Below are 14,967 nucleotides of genomic sequence, written 5' to 3'. Positions count from 1 at the left end.
GCAGCCGCCTCCACATTCGGTGCCTGTCGGTCGCTGTGTTGTGGCAGTGCCCGCTTCCGGCCAGGACGACGGTGGTGATGTCGGCGCTGCTGCCGTGCTGGGCCGCCTCGGCGCGCGGGCCCGCGGAGACGTCGACGCCGCCATAGCCGAGGAATACCGGGACGTCGACCTGTGCGCGTGCTCGGCGACGACGCCCGCGATCAGGGCAATGCCGAATACGCGCCCCGGCAGCGATCTCGGAGAAGCCGAAATCCCGCGTCGGTCTCGAGCTCTCACCGGTCCCCAGCGGATCGACCGTGACTACGGGATATCCCATCCCGGTGGCGAACTCGGCGAAGTAGGTGCCGCCCCGGCACGCAAAGGACGACGCGGGACGGTGGCGTCCACGCCGGCCGGGTAGTAGGTCGCCGCCGGCGACGCACTCTCCCCCACGGCATCGCTCACGTCGAAGCGCAGCGGGTGGCCGCCACCGGGCATGCGACGAACGCATCCATGTTCGACGCGATGTCAACCTCCACGCTAGATTGACGAGCCGATAAGGAGGCGCCGTGACGTATCTGGTACTGCTGTGCGCGATCTTCGCGGAGGTGGCGGCCACCAGCCTGCTCAAGAGCACGGACGGGTTCACCCGGCTGTGGCCGACCGTGCTCTGCCTGGTCGGCTACGCCATATCGTTCGCGCTGCTGGCGTTGTCGATCTCGCGCGGCATGCAGACGGACGTCGCCTACGCGCTGTGGTCGGCGATCGGTACCGCCGCCATCGTGTTGATCGCCGTGGTGTTCCTGGGTTCGTCGATGTCCGCCACAAAGGTCGTCGGCATCGGCCTGCTGATCGCCGGCGTGGTCACGCTGAACCTCGGCGGCGCGCACTAAGTAACGAAGGGGGCCGTGCCGCAGATACCCCCATCGTCGGCTTCGAGAAGGACAGGCACATGATCGGCATCCGCATCGTCCGCGCCGCCGGCGCCGCGGTGCTGGCCGGCGCAAGCGCGCTGGCCTTGGCCGTGGGCACGGCGCAGGCCGCCCCGGGCGCGCCCGATCCGCCCACGGGGGAGGGCACGCTCCACGGCAACCCGGCGGCGGCCGCGCCGTTCTGGCGTTACCAGCAATACGACGACGACTGCGTGGAGATGTCCGTCGCCGACGTGGTCGGCGAATTGACCGGACGCCAGCCCTCCGAGCAGGCCATCGTCAGGGTGGCGCAAACGACGCCGAGCACGGTCCATCCCGGGCCGATCTATACCAAGCCCAAAAAGCGCAAGCCGGGCAGCGGCACGTCGTTCGAGGACGAACCCGCACTGCTCGCGCACTACGGCATCCACGCCGTGGACACGGACACCGAAAGCGCTGCCAAGACCGGTGTCCCGACCGGCATGAGGGCGCTCGAGCAGGACCTGGTGACGGGGCGCAAGGTGATCGCCGCCATCAACGCCGAGATCATCTGGCGGGAACCGGTCGAGGACAAATCCCCGGACGGCGAGCCGGAGTCCAATCACGCCGTGGTGGTGACCGGCGTCGACACCGCGGTCGGGGTCGTGCACCTCAACGACAGTGGCAGCGAGGATGGCCGGGACGAACAGGTGCCCGTCGATCTCTTCATCCGATCGTGGGCAACCAGCGACGACGAGATGACGGTCACCGGCTAGGGGGCGCACGGGCCACGCGGCCGCGGACTTCAAGCCAGGGATACGAAACAGTGCGGCGATCGCGCCTTTCAGTAGGGCGCCGGGCCGACGAGAAGCCGCCGGACAACGGGTGCGGCCCAGCGGCTGAGTTCCTCGCGGCTCATGGCGGCTATCGGCGGGTTCACCAGCACGTATCTCGTTGCGGCAAGGCCGATCACGAATGCGCCCACCAAACCCACACGGGCGATGGGATGGTCCGGCGTGGCGACGATCAGTTTGGGCGCAACCTGCTCGGCGAAGACCCGGCGCAGCGCCTCGGCTGCGGCATTGCTCGTCATCGCGGCCCGCAACAGCGCCACGAACGTCTCGTCCTCTTCCCAGATCGCGAAGAACCGCGGCAGCAATATGCCGGCAATGTCGTCCGGGTCGACGGTCGACAGGTCCGGCAACTCAATCGCGAAATCCGCCGCCGCGGCGAATAATTCCTGCTTGCTGCCGAAATAACGGATCACCAGCGCCGCATCCACACCGACGTCCGCCGCGACGGCCCGCAGGGTCGACCGTTCGTACCCTTCTGCGGCGAAACGCCGCCGCGCCGCCGACAGAATGTCGGTGCGGGTCTGACTGGCATTGCGGGGCCGCGCGGTCGTCATTCCGTCGGCGCCGGCCCGACCAGGAGCTGCTGAAACACCGGGGCGGCCCACTGGCTCAGTTCTTCGCGGCTGAGGTCGGCCACCGGCGGATTGGCGAGGACCGACCTCGTCGTCGCCAGTCCGATGACGAAGGCATCCGTCACCGCGATCCGCTGTTGGTGATGGTCGGGGGTGGCGGCCCTCAGCGTTGGCGCCACGTGGGTCGCCAGCGTCTCGTTGAGCGTGTCGGCTGCGACCCGGCTGGTCATCGCCGCCCGCAGCAACGCCAGAAATGTGTGATCGTCTTCCCACACCGCAAAATAACGCGGCAACAGCATGCCGGCGATCTCTTGCGGATCCACCCCGGTCAGGTCCGGCAGGTCGATGGTGAAGTCGGTGGCCGTGGCGAACAAGTCCCGCTTGCTGCCGAAGTAACGGATCACCAGCGCCGCGTCCACGCCCACGTCGGCGGCGATCGCACGCAGCGTGGTGCGCTCGAATCCTTCCGTCGCGAACCGGCGGCGCGCCGCCGCCAGGATGTCGGCCCGGGTTTGGGCGGCATTGCGCGGCCGTTGCGTTTCCATCCCCAGACTGTATGTCAGCCTCTGTTGACTTCGGCGAAAACACCGGCGTATGGTCCAAGTCACCAAGTGTTGACAAATGTCATCGGCTGTTGAATTTCCCACGCAGAGGGCGGGTGGTCACCATGGGTGACGGCATCGATCGGTCTGGCACCGCTTGTCCCCGGACTGCGACCCGCGACATGGGCCGTCTCCCGCGCCGGGGGCTGCTGGACCGCACGGCGCGGCTCGCCATCGCGGCACCGCGGCGAACCATCGCCGTGGCGGCGCTGACCATGCTCGCCGCCGGGATCTTCGGCATCCCGGTCGCCCGCACCCTCTCCGCCGGCGGTTTCCAGGACCCGACCTCGGAATCAGCAAGGGCGACAAGCGTTCTCACCGATAAGTTCGGTCGGGGCGACGCGCAGCTGCTGTTCGTCGTGTCCGCACCCGGCGGTGCCGCCGGCCCGGCCGCCCGCGCGGTCGGCACCGAGATCGCCGACCAGCTGACCCGGTCGGCGCACGTGTCGAGCGTGACCTCGGCGTGGACCGCGCCGCCGCAGGCGACCGCGGCGCTGGTCAGCAAGGACGGCGGCTCGGGACTGATCGTGGCGGGCATCACCGGCGGGGAGACCGAAGCGCAGAAGTACGCCGCCGCCCTGTCCGACCGATTCGCCCACGACCGCCACGGTGTCGACGTGCGGTCCGGCGGACTGGCCATGGTCAACGCGCAGATCACCGACCAGGCGCAGCGCGACGTCCTCCTGATGGAGGCGATCGCCATTCCCCTCAGCTTCATCGTGTTGGTCTGGGTCTTCGGTGGACTGCTCACCGCCGCGCTTCCGGTCGTCATCGGCGGCCTGTCGATCCTGGGCTCCCTGGCGGTACTGCGCCTGATCGCCTACGCCACCGACGTGTCGATCTTTGCCCTCAACCTCACCACCGCGTTGGGCCTGGCCCTGGCCATCGACTACACGCTGCTGATCGTGAGCCGGTTCCGGGACGAATTGGCCGGCGGCGCGAGCCGTGACGACGCGCTGGTGCGCACCATGGCGACGGCGGGGCGCACCGTGCTGTTCTCCGCGACGACGGTGGCGCTGTCGATGGCCGCGATGATCGTGTTCCCGATGCACTTCCTCAAGTCGTTCGGCTATGCCGGCATCGCCACCGTCGCCTTCACCGCCGTCGCGGCGGTGGTGATGACGCCCGCGGCCATCGTGCTGCTCGGCGACCGAATGAGTGCGCTCGACGTGCGCCGGCTCGCGCGAAACCTGCGCGGCCGCCCGCCCAGCCCCGGTGGATCCACCGAGTTCTGGTATCGCTCGACCATATTCGTCATGCGCCGCGCGATTCCCGTCGGATCGGCCGTCGTTGTGCTGCTGTTGTTGCTCGGTGCGCCGTTCCTCGGCGTGCGCTGGGGCTTTCCCGACGACCGGGTGCTGCCGGCCTCCGCCTCGGCCCGCCAGGTTGGCGATCAGCTGCGCGACGACTTCGCCGACAACTCGGCGACCGCGCTCGAGGTTGTCATCCCCGAGGCCGACGGATTGCCGAGCACCGAAATCGCAAGGTATGCGGCCGATCTGTCGCGAACGCCTGACGTGTCGGCAGTCTCCTCCCCCGCGGGCACCTTCGCCGGCGGGGCACTGGCTGGACCACCCTCGGCACCCACCGGCCGGGCGAGGGGCAGCGCGTTTTTCACCATCAGCAGCGCCGCGCCGCTGTTCTCCGGCGCCTCCGAGGCGCAGCTGCGCAGGCTGCACGGCGTCGCGCGGCCCGGCGGCAGGGCGGTCGAGTTCACCGGGACCGCCCAGATCAACAGGGACAGCGTCGATGCCATCACCTCGCGCCTGCCACTGGTGCTCGGCCTGATCGCGGCAGTCACCTTCGCATTGCTGTTCTTGCTCACCGGCAGTGTCGTCATGCCGCTGAAAGCCCTTGTTCTGAACGTGCTTTCGTTGACCGCCGCCTTCGGGGCGATGGTCTGGGTCTTCCAGGACCACCATCTCGGCGGTCTCGGCACCACATCGACCGGGACCCTGGTCGCCAACATGCCCGTGCTGCTGTTCTGCATCGCGTTCGGCCTGTCGATGGACTACGAAGTCTTCGTGGTGTCCCGGATCCGGGAGTTCTGGCTCGCGTCGGGACGCACCCGGGCCGACCACGACGAAAGCGTCGCTCGGGGGGTGGCCCACACCGGTCGAGTGGTGACGGCCGCAGCGCTGGTGATGTCGGTCTCATTTGCTGCATTGATCGCCGCGCATGTGTCGTTTATGCGAATGTTCGGCGTAGGTCTTACGTTGGCCGTCGTCGTAGACGCCACACTGGTGCGCACGATTTTGCTGCCGGCGTTCATGCATGTGCTGGGCACCCGATGCTGGTGGGCTCCGAAGTCGCTGGCCCGGCTGCACCGGCGTTTCGGCATCACCGAGGGGACCAATCTTCGTAAAGCGGCAATGGCGCCGGCAAAGCACGCGTTGCAAGAAGGGTGAGAAACATGACGGGACCTGTACGCGCCAACGCCTTCCGCGTCCACCGGGCCGGCGGCGTGATAGCGGGGGTGCAGGGCGCACTGCCCGAGCATCAATATGCGCAGTCCGAGATCACCGAGACGCTGGCCGCGCTGCCGGCGTTCGCCAGCTTCGGCGACGCTCTGCGCAAGTTTCACGGGAGCTCCAAGGTAAACAGCCGCTACCTGGTTCTGCCTCTCGAGCAGTACGCATCCCTCACCGACTTCGGTGTCGCGAACAGCATCTTCATCGACAAGGCGGTGGAACTCGGGTGTGCGGCGCTGGCCGGCGCGCTGGACGAGGCGGGACTGCGGCCGCAGGACGTCGACGTCATCTTCTCGACGACCGTCACCGGCCTGGCGGTCCCCTCCCTGGAGGCCCGAATCGCGGCGCGCCTGGGGCTGCGCCCCGACGTGCGCCGTGTGCCGATGTTCGGGCTGGGGTGTGTCGCCGGCGCCGCGGGGGTCGGCCGGCTCAACGACTACCTGCGGGGTGCGCCCGACGATGTGGCGGTCCTGCTGTCCGTGGAGCTGTGTTCCCTGACGTTTCCGGCCGCCAAGCCGTCGATGGCGACCCTTGTCGGTTCGGCGCTGTTCGGCGACGGCGCCGCGGCGGTGGTCGCCGTCGGCGAACGCCGGGCCGAGCGAATCGGCGCGGCGGGACCCGACATCCTGGGATCGCGCAGCCATCTGTATCCCGACTCCCAGGACACGATGGGGTGGAGCGTCGGTTCGTCCGGCTTCGGCCTCATCCTTTCTCCCGACGTGGCGACGGTCGTCGAGCGGTACCTGCCCGACGACGTGGGCACGATGCTCTCGGCCTTCGGCCTGGACACCACCGACGTGGGCGCGTGGGTGAGTCACCCCGGCGGTCCGAAGGTCATCGAGTCGATCGTCGCGTCACTCGGGTTGCCCGACGACGCACTGGAGCTGACGTGGCATTCGCTGAGCGAGATCGGCAACCTGTCGTCGTCCTCGGTGCTGCACGTGTTGCGGGACACCATCGCCAAGCGGCCGCCGAGCGGCAGCCCGGGCGTCATGCTGGCGATGGGCCCCGGCTTTTGTTCCGAACTCGTCATGCTGCGCTGGCACTGAGCTCGTCATGACCTGGTACGTGTTGCTGATCGGCGCAATCGCAGCCGAGCGGATCGCGGAAGTATTTGTCGCACAGTGGAACCGGGCGTGGAGCAGGCAACACCGCGGCGTGGAATTCGGCGGCGGGCATTACCCGGCGATGGTTGCGCTGCACGCGGGGCTGCTGGCGGGCTGCCTGGTCGAACCGATCGCGTTGGACCGGCCGTTCATCCCCGCACTGGGCTGGCCGATGCTCACGGTGGTGCTGACCGCGCAGGCGCTGCGCTGGTGGTGCATCGCCACGTTGGGCCGACAATGGAATACCCGCGTGATCGTCATACCGGGTGCGCCGCGAGTCGGCGGGGGCCCGTATCGCCTCGTGCCGCATCCGAACTACGTGGCGGTGATCGCCGAGGGGGTTGCGCTGCCGCTGGTGCACACCGCGTGGATCACCGCCGTGGCGTTCTCGTTGCTCAACGGATGGCTGTTGCGCACGCGGATCGCGGTCGAAAACGAGGCCCTGGTGAGCCTGAGATGATCGACCTTCTGGTGGTCGGCGGTGGGCCGGCGGGACTGGCCACCGCCATTCACGGCGCAAAGGCGGGACTGGACGTTGTCGTGGTGGAGCGGCGCAGCGGGCCGATCGACAAGGCCTGCGGGGAAGGGCTGATGCCGCATACCCTGCGACACCTGGGAGCCCTCGGGGTGCACCCGTACGGCAAGCCCATCCGGGGGATCAGTTATCGGGACGGCAGTCGGCGCGCCGACGCGCGGTTCGCCAGGGGCGCGGGGCGCGGCGTTCGGAGGACTGTGTTGCACCGCGCGCTTCTGGACGCGGCCGCCGGTGCGGGTGTGCGGATCTGCCAGGGCGAGGTGGGCGAGATCCGCCAAGACGCCGCTTCCGTTGGGGCGGGGCAGTGGCGGGCGCGTTACCTTGCCGCGGCCGACGGCCTGCACTCCCCCATCCGCCGGTCGCTCGGCCTCGAGCGGCCCAGCGGCGGCGCGCGCCGGTGGGGCGTCCGCCGTCACGTCCGGGTCGAACCGTGGTCGGACTACGTCGAGGTGCATTGGGCCCCCGGTGTGGAGGCGTACGTGACGCCGGTTGCCGACGACTGTGTCGGCGTGGCGATGCTCACGTCGCGGCGCGGCGGGTTCGACAGGCATCTCGACGAGTTCGCGGCGCTGCGCGACCGCCTCGGGGGGCGGCCGCACGAGCCGGACAGAGCCGCGGGCCCACTGCGCCAACGCGTTTCGAACCGCGCCTGCGGGCGGGTGCTGCTCGTCGGCGACGCCGCGGGCTACGTTGATGCGCTCACGGGCGAGGGCTTGGGACTGGCCTTCGGCGCCGCACAGTTGGCGGTCGACTGTGTGGTGGCCGACCGGCCGGACACGTATGACCGCCGGTGGCGCAGGATGACACGGCGGTATCGCATGCTGACGGCCGCCCTGCTTCAGGCCAGCTCTCACCCCCCCACCCGGGCACGCATCGTGCCGGCGGCGGCCGCCCTGCCGACGGTATTCACCGGCGTCGTCAACCTGCTCGCCCAATAGCCGCCGCGGCGGCCCCACTTTGTCGCCGGGCTGTGAGCTGGCGTTTACGCAACCGTCGTCAATTTCGCGCCTGGTGTGCAAACATCGCTGCCAGACTGACGGCCGGCGTCACGGTGCCGCCGCAAAGTTCAGGGAGGACCATTATGACCGATGTCGATCAGACGCCCTCAGAAGCAATGACCGCGACCGGTCGCCATCAGATGGAGCACTCCCGCACCGGGATGAGCGCGGACGCGCTGCGGCGCGCCATCACCGATCACCTGCGCTACTCGATTGGCCGGCCCGCCGCCGCGCTGCGGCCCGAGCACTACTACCGCGCGCTCGCGCTGGCCGTGCGCGACCGCATGCAGGACCGGCGCGTGGCGTCGACGCAGACCTCGCTGGACCTGGGCCGCAAGGTGGTCTGTTACCTGTCGGCCGAATTCCTGATGGGACCGCAGCTCGGCAACAACCTGCTGAACCTCCGCATGGAGGAGGCCGCGAAGACCGCGCTGGCGGAGATGGGTCAGGACCTCGACGAGGTGCTGGCCTGCGAGGAGGAACCGGGACTGGGCAACGGTGGCCTCGGGAGGCTCGCCGCGTGCTACCTGGACTCGCTGGCGACCCTCGAGCGCCCCGCGATCGGCTACGGCATCCGCTACGAATTCGGCATCTTCGACCAGGAGATCCGCGACGGCTGGCAGGTCGAGAAGACCGACAACTGGCTCGTCAACGGAAACCCTTGGGAGATACCCAAACCCGACGTCAACTACCTCGTCAAATGGGGTGGCTACGCCGAGCATTACACGGACGAAGCCGGCCATGACCGGGTGCGCTGGGTGCCGGGACGGGTGCTCAAGGGCGTCGCATACGACACGCCCATTCAGGGCTACGGCGTCAACACGTGCAACGTCCTGACGTTGTGGAGCGCGCGGGCCGTCGAGTCGTTCGCGCTGGAAGCCTTCAACACCGGCGACTACTACAAGGCGGTCGAGGACGAGGTCACGTCCGAGACGGTCACCAAGGTGCTCTACCCCAACGACGAGCCCGAGGCGGGCAAGCGGCTGCGCCTCTTGCAGCAATATTTCTTCGTGTCCTGCTCACTGCAACACGTCCTACACATCATGGACGATCTCGCGGACGTGTCGGTGCGGGAGCTGCCGGATCGATTCGCCCTGCAGCTCAACGACACTCACCCGTCCATCGCGGTCGCGGAGCTCATGCGGCTACTGATCGACGAGCGCCACCTCGAGTGGGAGGACGCGTGGGACATCACGGTCGCGACCTTCGGCTACACCAACCACACCCTGCTGCCTGAGGCGCTGGAGACCTGGCCGCTGGAGATGTTCGCCGAGTCGCTGCCGCGCCACCTCGCGATCATCTACGAGATCAACCGCCGGTTCCTCGACGAGGTGCACGCGAAGTTCCCCGGCGACGGCGACCGGCTGCGCCGGATGTCGATCATCGGCGAGGACGGCAACAAGAACGTCCGGATGGCGCACCTCGCCACCGTCGGCAGCCACGCCGTCAACGGCGTCGCCGCCCTGCACTCGGAGTTGCTGAAAACCAGCGTGTTACGCGACTTCTACGAGATGTGGCCGGAGCGGTTCAGCAACAAGACCAACGGCGTGACGCCGCGCCGCTTCCTCGCGCTGGCCAATCCCGGCCTGCGGGGCCTACTGGACCGCACGATCGGTGACGGGTGGCTCTCCGACCTGGATCGCCTCCGGGGCCTCGAACGGTTCGCCGACGACGCGTCCTTCCGGCACCAGTGGCGTGACGTCAAGCGCGGCAATAAAGCACGGCTGGCCGACTACGTCCGGTCGGCGACGGGCGTCGAGCTGAACCCCGACTGGCTGTTCGACATTCAGGTCAAGCGCCTGCACGAGTACAAGCGGCAGCACCTCAACGTGCTGCACGTCGTCGCGCTGTACAACCGGCTCAAGGGCAATCCCGGGCTGACCATTCCCGAGCGCGCGTTCATCTTCGGCGGCAAGGCCGCGCCCGGCTACTTCATGGCCAAGCGAATCATCAAGCTGATCAACGCCGTTGGAGAGACCGTCAACGCCGACCCGGACGTCAACCGGTTCCTCCGGGTGGTCTACGTGCCGAACTTCAACGTGCAGAACGCGCAGCTGATCTACCCCGCTGCCGACCTGTCCGAGCAGATCTCCACCGCGGGCAAGGAGGCCTCGGGCACCGGGAACATGAAGTTCATGATCAACGGCGCCCTGACGATCGGCACGCTCGACGGGGCCAACGTCGAGATGCGCGAGGAGGCCGGGCCGGAGAACTTCTTCCTCTTCGGCTTGACCGAGCAGGAGGTGCAGGACATCAAGGCGCGGGGTTACTGCCCCGCCGATTGGATCGACGCCAACGAGGAACTGCACACGGCGCTCGAACTGATCGCCGGCGGAACGTTCTCCCACGGGGACACCGAGGTGTTCCAGCCGCTGGTCGACAACCTGCGCTACGACGACCCCTTCCTGGTGTGCGCCGACTTCGCCTCCTACCTCGAGTGCCAGGAGCGGGTCAGCGCCGCGTGGCAGGACCGGGAGGCGTGGACGAGGATGTCCATCCTCAACACGGCGCGCGGCGGGAAGTTCTCGTCCGACCGGGCCATCGCCCAGTACTGCGACGAGATCTGGAACGTCTGGCCGCTGACCGTCAAGACCTGAGCGATGCCCCCTGGCTAGCCGTGTCGTCGCCCGCCCGACCCCGTGGGATTTACACTGGGCCGGCAGGGCACGCGACCGAAGGTGAACCACGTTGAGGAGCACGAGAATCGCCGCCGGCGCACTCGTCGGCGTGGTGTCGCTGTTCGACTCGGGCATCGCCCGCGCCGACAGCGCCCAGGAACAGCAGGCGTGTCAGCTGATGGACGACCCGGCCGCCAAGGAATCTGGTTACGCACCAGCCGAATACGCCTTCATGATGCTGCGCGCCAAGATGTCGGCCGAGGCCGCGCGGAACGTCATGTCCGAGGCCGCCTACGATTACTGCCCCAATCACATCATCGACCTGCCGGCCGGCTGGCGCTGACGTCGGCGCGCGACCGAGGCGCGGCTGCGGGGACCTTGAGCAACACCGTTTTGAGGTAGCGTTTGCCGGGAGTCTTCGGTGTAATGAGCGAAGGACCAGCCATGCACACGGCCTTATTCGGTTATCTGACCATCGTCGCCCTTTTGCTGGCGGTGCTCCTCGCGGCCATCGCCTGGGTCTTCGTGACACGGCTGGAGAGGCGGCCAACGGCTCCGATCAGCGAAGAGATCGGGAGCGCAAAGACGGTGATCAAGAAAGTGCGTAAAGGCGAACCACTGTCACAAGACGAGCTGGCCTACGCCAAGCAAGTCGTCGCCGACCGGGGCTCCCCGATGGCGCTCTGCATCCCCGGCGCCTTGTTCATGCTGGGCTGCTTCTTCGTGTTCGGCAGCCTCTACCACCTGCACGGCGCGACACCCTCCGAACGCACCTTCCTGGGGGTGATTCCCATGCTGACTTCGACGAATCTGGCCCTTCGCGTGCTCAGCAGCGCGAGGCTGAAGCGGCGTGTGCGCGGCATGTCTTGACCGCGCTGCATGCCGCGCGGTTACCGCCAGGTGGGCGCGCCAGAGGACTTCGCGGTCGCGTTCGGGCCGCGGTGCCGCTATGTTTGCACGATCATCTGCCCATTGGGCACATGACCGTCTACTATTCGCATTGGCGTGACGGCGGGAGAGCAGGGGCGAGCAGACGATGTCCGGACCGGATCCTTCGGAGGTGATCGAGTGAGCCCTCGGTCGGCCGGTAGGACCGTCCTGCAGCGCGCCTGGATGCCGTTGGTCACCGTCGTCGCGGTCGGGGTGGGCCTCCTGTGCATGCACAAGGTGCACCAGTTCTCCGAACCAGAGCCGGTCATCACCGTCAACGGTCCGCAGGCGCCCGAGGAGTTCAATCTCAAGCGGATCACCTACGAGGTGTTCGGCTCGGCTGGGGATGGCGGCAAACTCGTCTACGTCGACATCGACGGCCATCCGCATGAGGTTGACATCACGACCCTGCCGTGGTCGCACACGGAGACCACCACGCTCACGGTGGCGTCCGGCAGCATCTCGGTGCATGTCCATGGCGGCCAGGTGAGTTGCCGGATGCTGGTGGACGGCATAATCCGCGACGAGCGGTCCGGCAACCATCAGGACGCGGACGTCGAGTGCAGGGTCAAATCGGCATGACCGGGCATCGCCTCGACGAGCCCCGGCCCGAACGCCCGTTCATCCCCCGCATGGTCCGGACCTTCGCGATACCGATCATTCTGTTCTGGGCGCTCCTCGCGGTCACCACGAACACGTTCATGCCCCAAGTCGAACGGGTCGCAGAAGAACTCGCCGGGCCGATGGTCCCGCACTATGCGCCCTCGCAGCGGGCCCTGCTGCACATCGGCGAGAAGTTCCACGAATCCAACTCGACCAACCTGACCATGGTGGTATTCGAGGCGAACCGACCGCTCGGCGACCAGGACCACCGGTACTACGACGATCTGATGCGCCGCCTCGAGCACGACACCCAGCATGTGCAGTACGTAATGGATCTGTGGGGCAAACCGTTTACCGCGGCGGGCGCGCAGAGCGTGGATGGCAGGTGCACGTATGTGCTGCTGCGTCTCGCCGGCGACATCGGCCAGATCCAGGCCAACCAATCCGTGGACGCCGTCCGCGACATCATCAAGAAAGACCCGCCACCGCCCGGCCTCAAGGTCTACGTCAGCGGCGCTGCTCCGCTGGCGTCGGACACGCTGTCCATCGCGAACGCGAGCCTGAACAACGTCACGATCGTCACGATCTGCCTCATCGTCGTGATGCTGCTGCTGGTGTACCGCGCCCCCTCCACCCTGTTGGTGCCCCTGCTCGGAGTGCTCATCGAGATGCTCGTCGCGAAGGGCATCGTCTCGACGCTCGGGCATTACGGGTACATCGAGCTCTCGTCCTTCGCCGTGAACATCGTCATCGCGCTGACCCTGGGAGCGGGAACGGATTACGGCATTTTCTTGATGGGCCGTTATCACGAGGCGCGACAGGCGGGCGAAAGCCGCGAGGATGCCTTTTACATCGCCTACAAGGGTGTGGCGCCCATCATCATCGGTTCCGGACTGACGATTGCCGGTGCGTGTTACTGCCTGACGTTCGCGCGGCTGAACTATTTCCACACCATGGGCCCGGCCGTGGCGATCACCATGCTGTTCACCATCGCGGCCGCGATGACGCTGGGACCGGCGGTCTTGACGGTCGGCAGCCTGTTCGGGATGTTCGACCCGAGGACCACCGCCAGAGGGCATCTGTATCGGCGCATCGGGGCGAGCGTGGTGCGGTGGCCGGTGCCGATCCTGGTGGCCAGCTCTGCCGTCGTGATGATCGGGGCGATCTTTGTGCCCACCTACCGGCAGAACTACGACGACCGGCAGTACCAGCCGGCCGGTGCGCCGGCCAACCTGGGCTTCCAGGCGGCGGATCGGCATTTCCCGAAGAGCAAGCTGTTCTCCGAGATGCTGATGGTCGAGACCGATCACGACATGCGCAACTCGGCCGACTTCATCTCGTTGGACCGGGTCGCGCGGGCTCTGATCCGCCTGCACGGTGTGGCGATGGTGCAGGGCATGACGAGGCCCTTGGGCCGGGCGCTCGAGCACGCGAGCATCCCGTACCTGTTCACCACGCAGGGCAGCGGCAACGGCCAGCAACTCCCGTTCAACAAGGAGCAGAACTCCAACACCGACGCCCAGGCCGACATCCAGGCGCACTCGGTCGCGGTGTTGCGCAAAGAGATCGGCTTTTTCCAGAAGGTGTCCGACGAGCTGCACCAGACGGTTCTTACCGTCGAAGACCTGCAGAGGGTCAGCGACGACATCAGAGACGAGGTCTCCAACGTCGACGATTTCTTCCGCCCGATCAAGAGTTATTTCTATTGGGAGAGACACTGTTTCGACATCCCCATCTGCTGGACGTTCCGGTCGCTGTTCGAGACGATCGATCAAGTCGACAAGCTGGCCGACGACATCGCGGACGCGAGGGTGTCCCTCGAGGAGGTCGATAAGGCCTTCCCCCAGATCATCGCCCAGCTGAAAGCCACCGCCGACGACACCGAGGCGCTGCAGTCGAAGCTGGTCAACAGCTACGGATCGGCGGACCTGCAGAGCATCCAAACCAACGAGACCTACGACGATCTGATCAACGTGGGGAACGACTTCGACAAGTCCCGCAGCGACGACTTCTTCTACATCCCGCACGAGGGATTCGACAACGACGACGTCAAGGCCGGCATGAAGTTGATGATGTCGCCGGACGGCAAGGCGGCTCGCTTCATCGTCACCCACGAGGGCGACGCGATGGGCCCCGAGGGCGTGGAGCACGTCGAGCAATTCCCCGAGGCGATAAAGACGATCCTCAAAGAGACCTCGTTGGCCGGCGCGCGCATCTACATCGGCGGTTCGGGCTCCAACGACAAGGACATCAAGGAATACGCGATGTCCGACCTGATGATCGCGGCGATCGCCGCCTTCGTGCTGATCTTCCTGATCATGATGTTCTTGACCCGAAGTCTGATCGCCGCCTTCGTCATTCCCGCCACGGTGGCCTTTTCGTACGCCGGGGCGTTCGGGCTCTCGATACTCGTCTGGCAACACCTCATCGGCCTGCACCTGCACTGGCTGGTGCTGCCGCTGACGTTCATCATCCTGGTGGCGGTGGGTTCGGATTACAACCTGCTGCTGATCGCCCGGGTCAGGGACGAGCTGCACGGCGGAATTCACACCGGTCTGATCCGTGCGCTCGGCAGCACGGGCGGTGTGGTGACCTCGGCCGGTCTGGTGTTCGCGTTCACCATGCTGGCCATGCTCACCAGCGATCTGCGCACCATCGGCCAGGTCGGCTCCACCGTGTGCATCGGCCTCCTGCTCGACACCCTGATCGTGCGGTCGTTCGTCGTGCCGTGCATCCTGCGGATCCTCGGCCCCTGGTTCTGGTGGCCGACGCTGGTGCGCGCCCGTCCGCTGCGGCAGGCATAACGGCG

General features: G+C 67.2%; 14 protein-coding genes. 12 read left to right on the top strand and 2 right to left on the bottom strand.

The window, feature by feature from the left end; all coding sequences use genetic code 11:
• The first annotated feature begins 46 nt into the window (after positions 1 to 46).
• The 3 genes from G6N56_RS28600 (at position 47) to G6N56_RS25795 (ending at position 1,645) form a co-directional block, all read left to right on the top strand.
• The gene (locus G6N56_RS28600; RefSeq protein WP_158090708.1) at positions 47 to 400 is read left to right on the top strand and encodes a hypothetical protein; all 354 of its coding nucleotides are present in this window, start codon (positions 47 to 49) and stop codon (positions 398 to 400) included.
• 148 nt (positions 401 to 548) lie between these two features.
• Positions 549 to 872 carry a DMT family transporter gene (locus G6N56_RS25800; protein ID WP_085255035.1) on the top strand — a complete coding sequence of 108 codons (324 nt, stop codon included), beginning with the start codon at positions 549 to 551 and terminating at the stop codon, positions 870 to 872.
• Positions 873 to 931: 59 nt separating this feature from the next.
• Positions 932 to 1,645: a cysteine peptidase family C39 domain-containing protein gene (locus tag G6N56_RS25795; protein ID WP_085255036.1), complete on the top strand. Its 714-nt coding sequence runs from the start codon at positions 932 to 934 to the stop codon at positions 1,643 to 1,645.
• A gap of 68 nt (positions 1,646 to 1,713) precedes the next feature.
• Here G6N56_RS25795 and G6N56_RS25790 read toward each other — a convergent pair whose 3' ends face one another.
• Both G6N56_RS25790 and G6N56_RS25785 read right to left on the bottom strand, forming a co-directional pair.
• Positions 1,714 to 2,277, bottom strand: a complete 564-nt coding sequence (locus tag G6N56_RS25790; RefSeq protein ID WP_085255037.1) for a TetR/AcrR family transcriptional regulator — start codon at positions 2,275 to 2,277, stop codon at positions 1,714 to 1,716.
• Positions 2,274 to 2,840: a TetR/AcrR family transcriptional regulator gene (locus tag G6N56_RS25785; protein ID WP_085255038.1), complete on the bottom strand. Its 567-nt coding sequence runs from the start codon at positions 2,838 to 2,840 to the stop codon at positions 2,274 to 2,276. Before G6N56_RS25785 ends, G6N56_RS25790 begins: the two co-directional genes overlap by 4 nt.
• Before the next feature lie 203 nt (positions 2,841 to 3,043).
• Between G6N56_RS25785 and G6N56_RS25780 the strand changes: the two genes are divergently transcribed.
• The 9 genes from G6N56_RS25780 (at position 3,044) to G6N56_RS25740 (ending at position 14,962) form a co-directional block, all read left to right on the top strand.
• Entirely contained in the window at positions 3,044 to 5,305 is a 2,262-nt protein-coding gene (locus G6N56_RS25780) for an MMPL family transporter (RefSeq protein ID WP_085255170.1), read from the top strand.
• 5 nt (positions 5,306 to 5,310) lie between these two features.
• On the top strand, positions 5,311 to 6,417 hold the full coding sequence (locus G6N56_RS25775; RefSeq protein WP_085255039.1) for a type III polyketide synthase: 1,107 nt from the start codon (positions 5,311 to 5,313) through the stop codon (positions 6,415 to 6,417).
• 7 nt (positions 6,418 to 6,424) lie between these two features.
• Positions 6,425 to 6,934, top strand: a complete 510-nt coding sequence (locus G6N56_RS25770) for an isoprenylcysteine carboxyl methyltransferase family protein (RefSeq protein WP_085255040.1) — start codon at positions 6,425 to 6,427, stop codon at positions 6,932 to 6,934.
• A complete protein-coding gene (locus G6N56_RS25765; RefSeq protein WP_085255041.1) occupies positions 6,931 to 7,947 on the top strand; it encodes an NAD(P)/FAD-dependent oxidoreductase in 1,017 nt (338 codons plus the stop codon). Before G6N56_RS25770 ends, G6N56_RS25765 begins: the two co-directional genes overlap by 4 nt.
• A gap of 176 nt (positions 7,948 to 8,123) precedes the next feature.
• Entirely contained in the window at positions 8,124 to 10,604 is a 2,481-nt protein-coding gene (locus tag G6N56_RS25760) for a glycogen/starch/alpha-glucan phosphorylase (RefSeq protein ID WP_085255042.1), read from the top strand.
• A gap of 91 nt (positions 10,605 to 10,695) precedes the next feature.
• The gene (locus G6N56_RS25755; protein ID WP_085255043.1) at positions 10,696 to 10,968 is read left to right on the top strand and encodes a hypothetical protein; all 273 of its coding nucleotides are present in this window, start codon (positions 10,696 to 10,698) and stop codon (positions 10,966 to 10,968) included.
• Positions 10,969 to 11,069: 101 nt separating this feature from the next.
• Positions 11,070 to 11,495: a hypothetical protein gene (locus tag G6N56_RS25750; protein ID WP_085255044.1), complete on the top strand. Its 426-nt coding sequence runs from the start codon at positions 11,070 to 11,072 to the stop codon at positions 11,493 to 11,495.
• 243 nt (positions 11,496 to 11,738) lie between these two features.
• The gene (locus G6N56_RS25745; RefSeq protein ID WP_085255045.1) at positions 11,739 to 12,137 is read left to right on the top strand and encodes an MmpS family transport accessory protein; all 399 of its coding nucleotides are present in this window, start codon (positions 11,739 to 11,741) and stop codon (positions 12,135 to 12,137) included.
• The gene (locus tag G6N56_RS25740) at positions 12,134 to 14,962 is read left to right on the top strand and encodes an MMPL/RND family transporter (protein WP_085255046.1); all 2,829 of its coding nucleotides are present in this window, start codon (positions 12,134 to 12,136) and stop codon (positions 14,960 to 14,962) included. Before G6N56_RS25745 ends, G6N56_RS25740 begins: the two co-directional genes overlap by 4 nt.
• Positions 14,963 to 14,967: the final 5 nt, after the last annotated feature.

The sequence above is a fragment of the Mycobacterium saskatchewanense genome (assembly GCF_010729105.1).
GTDB classification, from domain to species: domain Bacteria; phylum Actinomycetota; class Actinomycetes; order Mycobacteriales; family Mycobacteriaceae; genus Mycobacterium; species Mycobacterium saskatchewanense.
The sequence above is the reverse complement of the archived record's forward strand: the minus strand, read 5'-3'. Positions and strand labels throughout refer to the sequence as shown.

What these genes read in the sequence shown, in the direction of transcription:
- G6N56_RS25770 (WP_085255040.1), top strand. Translation starts at nt 6,425, where the DNA reads ATGACCTGGTACGTGTTGCTGATCGGCGCAATCGCAGCCGAGCGGATC.
- G6N56_RS25775 (WP_085255039.1), top strand. Translation starts at nt 5,311, where the DNA reads ATGACGGGACCTGTACGCGCCAACGCCTTCCGCGTCCACCGGGCCGGC.
- G6N56_RS25745 (WP_085255045.1), top strand. Translation starts at nt 11,739, where the DNA reads ATGCCGTTGGTCACCGTCGTCGCGGTCGGGGTGGGCCTCCTGTGCATG.
- G6N56_RS25790 (WP_085255037.1), bottom strand. Translation starts at nt 2,277, where the DNA reads ATGACGACCGCGCGGCCCCGCAATGCCAGTCAGACCCGCACCGACATT.
- G6N56_RS25785 (WP_085255038.1), bottom strand. Translation starts at nt 2,840, where the DNA reads ATGGAAACGCAACGGCCGCGCAATGCCGCCCAAACCCGGGCCGACATC.
- G6N56_RS25795 (WP_085255036.1), top strand. Translation starts at nt 932, where the DNA reads ATGATCGGCATCCGCATCGTCCGCGCCGCCGGCGCCGCGGTGCTGGCC.
- G6N56_RS25750 (WP_085255044.1), top strand. Translation starts at nt 11,070, where the DNA reads ATGCACACGGCCTTATTCGGTTATCTGACCATCGTCGCCCTTTTGCTG.
- G6N56_RS25760 (WP_085255042.1), top strand. Translation starts at nt 8,124, where the DNA reads ATGACCGCGACCGGTCGCCATCAGATGGAGCACTCCCGCACCGGGATG.
- G6N56_RS25740 (WP_085255046.1), top strand. Translation starts at nt 12,134, where the DNA reads ATGACCGGGCATCGCCTCGACGAGCCCCGGCCCGAACGCCCGTTCATC.
- G6N56_RS25765 (WP_085255041.1), top strand. Translation starts at nt 6,931, where the DNA reads ATGATCGACCTTCTGGTGGTCGGCGGTGGGCCGGCGGGACTGGCCACC.